At 53.2% G+C, this 2,674-nt stretch carries 2 protein-coding genes and 2 pseudogenes; all 4 read left to right on the forward strand.

Annotated elements, in window-relative coordinates; translation table 11 throughout:
* Positions 1 to 808, forward strand: a pseudogene (locus CPT76_RS23820) (D-alanyl-D-alanine carboxypeptidase family protein); the annotation flags it as partial.
* 91 nt (positions 809 to 899) lie between these two features.
* Positions 900 to 1,252: pseudogene (gene spoIIAA / locus CPT76_RS23825) on the forward strand (anti-sigma F factor antagonist).
* Entirely contained in the window at positions 1,249 to 1,710 is a 462-nt protein-coding gene (gene spoIIAB, locus CPT76_RS23830) for an anti-sigma F factor (protein WP_105444656.1), read from the forward strand. Before spoIIAA ends, spoIIAB begins: the two are co-directional and overlap by 4 nt.
* Positions 1,711 to 1,721: 11 nt before the next feature.
* Entirely contained in the window at positions 1,722 to 2,477 is a 756-nt protein-coding gene (gene sigF / locus CPT76_RS23835; protein ID WP_089548075.1) for an RNA polymerase sporulation sigma factor SigF, read from the forward strand.
* Positions 2,478 to 2,674: the final 197 nt, after the last annotated feature.

Consider the following 2,674-nt stretch of genomic DNA (forward strand, 5'->3'; position numbering starts at 1 on the left):
GGCTTCCGGCAACGATGCCTCGGTGGCGATAGGCCGAAAAAATACGCCGGCACGGAGCAGGCTTTTGTCCAAATGATGAACGACAAGGCACAGGAGCTCGGGCTGAAGGATACCCATTTCGTGAACTGTAACGGGCTTCCTGCCGAGAACCATTACTCTTCGGCACACGATATCGCGGTGATCAGCCGTGAACTGTTGAAGCATTCGGAAATTACGAAATACACCGGCTCCTATCAGGACTATTTGCGGAAAGATTCCGAAAAGCCCTTCTGGCTCGTGAATACGAACAAGCTGGTCCGCTTCTATACTGGGGCCGACGGTCTCAAAACGGGGTATACCTCCGAGGCGAAGTTCTGCCTCTCGGCTACGGCCAAGAACGGCAACCTGAGAGCGATCGCCGTGGTGCTGGGCGAGCCTAACACCAAGACACGGAACGAAGAAGTGTCCAAAATGTTCGACTATATGTTTGCCCAGTACAGCACGCATACCATTTTCAATCCGGGTGACGTGATGGGTACGGTGAAGGTGAACAAGGGCAATACGAAGGAACTGACCTTGAAGGCCGGACAAACCTACAGCGTTCTGACAAAGAAAAACGCCAAGGCAGCAGACATCCGCCACGAAATGGTCGTACCGAAGGAGATCAAGGCTCCGGTCCAGCAGGGACAGGGTTCTCGGTAAACTGGTCGTCTACGAAGGCGGCAAGGTGCTGAAGGAATTTGAGCTGAAATCGCCGGAGACGGTGGGCAAGGCCGGATGGTGGAAGCTGTTCAAACGGACGACATCAAAATTGTTTCTTGTAGATTGATAGCGGTTTTCTTCTAGTTTTGTCGTGATGCAGGAATCCGGTTTTACTCCGTAGAAATCGTTGTTCATGACAGGGAGGAGAGTGAGCAAACGTGAATCTGCAAGTGGAAATGGAGCATCACCGCAACATCTTGATTGTGCGCTTATCGGGAGAGCTCGATCACCATACGGCTGACCATGTCCGCATGAAAATGGATGAGACGATCCAGCGCGGACTGACAGACCATCTGGTGCTCAGCCTGAAAAATTTCAGTTCATGGACAGCTCAGGCCTGGGTGTGATCCTCGGAAGGTATAAGCTGATCAAGGCCAAGGGCGGCAAAATGGCGGTGTGCGACGTCAATCCTACCGTCTACCGGCTGCTCGATATGTCCGGCTTGTTCAAAATTATGCCCATTTACGATAACGAGGGTCATGCGCTCTCGGGTCTGGAGGTCGTGTCATGAGTAAAGAAAAGGCCATGGAACGCAATTTCATGACGCTGCAGTTCGCAGCCAAGTCGGAAAACGAATCGTTCGCCCGTGTGACGGTGGCCGCCTTCATTTCACAGCTGGACCCGACCATGGATGAGCTGAGCGACCTGAAAACGGTCGTTTCCGAAGCGGTGACCAACAGCATCATTCACGGGTACGACAGCGATGCCGAGGGGATTGTCACGATCACTGCGGAAATTGTGGGAGATACCGTCACTCTGACCGTGGAGGATCGGGGAAGAGGCATTGAAGACCTGGAGCTTGCCAAGCAGCCCCTGTATACGTCGAAGCCGGAGCTGGAACGGTCGGGCATGGGCTTTACGATCATGGAGAACTTTATGGATGAATTCGAGGTATCCAGTGAGCCCGGTTCCGGAACATCAATCAAGATGAAGAAGAGGATCGAATCTAAGAAAGCTTTGTATAATTAGGGGTTGGGCGCATGGATGCTGATGTGAAGAAAGGTTCGCAGACTTATTTGGATGATGCCGAAGTCAAACGTCTGATCGCACTCAGCCAGACCGGGGACAGCTTGGCCCGCGATACGCTGGTAAACTGCAACATCCGCCTCGTCTGGTCTGTCGTGCAAAGGTTTATGAACCGGGGGTACGAACCCGAGGATCTGTTCCAGATCGGATGCATCGGCCTGCTGAAATCGGTCGACAAATTCGATTTAAGCTATGACGTCAAGTTTTCCACCTATGCTGTTCCGATGATTATCGGCGAGATCCAGCGCTTTCTCCGCGATGACGGAACGCTGAAGGTCAGCCGGTCACTGAAGGAAATGGCCAACAAGGTACGCAAGAAAAGGGACGAGCTGTCGAAGCACCTGGACCGACTGCCGACCGTCAAGGAAGTGGCCGAGGAGCTTGGGGTAACGCCGGAGGAAGTCGTGTTCGCCCAAGAGGCCAACAAGCCGCCGACCTCGATCCACGAGACCGTGTTCGAAAATGACGGGGATCCCATTACGCTGATGGACCAGATCGCCGACGAATCCCAGGAACGCTGGTTTGATAAACTGGCGCTGAACGAAGCAATCGATGGCCTGTCGGAGCGGGAAAAGCTGATCGTCTATTTAAGGTACTACCGCGACCAGACCCAATCGGAGGTAGCCACCCGGCTCGGGATATCCCAGGTACAGGTTTCGCGCCTCGAGAAAAAAATACTGCAGCTGATCCGCGATCAGATTGCCCAGTGAACAAGGAACCGTCTTCCGTAAAGGAAGGCGGTTCCTTTTTTTGGGCAGCGATGCAAATCGGACTAGAAAGTAGACCTTTTTCCTATACTAACGGTAATTCAGCAGCAAAAGGAGTGATTGGATGTCTGATCACGGATTGCCTACGGTCTACCTGCAGCTGCGCAGCCGCGTACCGATTTCCGCTGGAAGGGTCGTGA

This window comes from Paenibacillus sp. AR247 (genome assembly GCF_002968895.1).
Lineage (GTDB): Bacteria > Bacillota > Bacilli > Paenibacillales > Paenibacillaceae > Paenibacillus_AQ > Paenibacillus_AQ favisporus.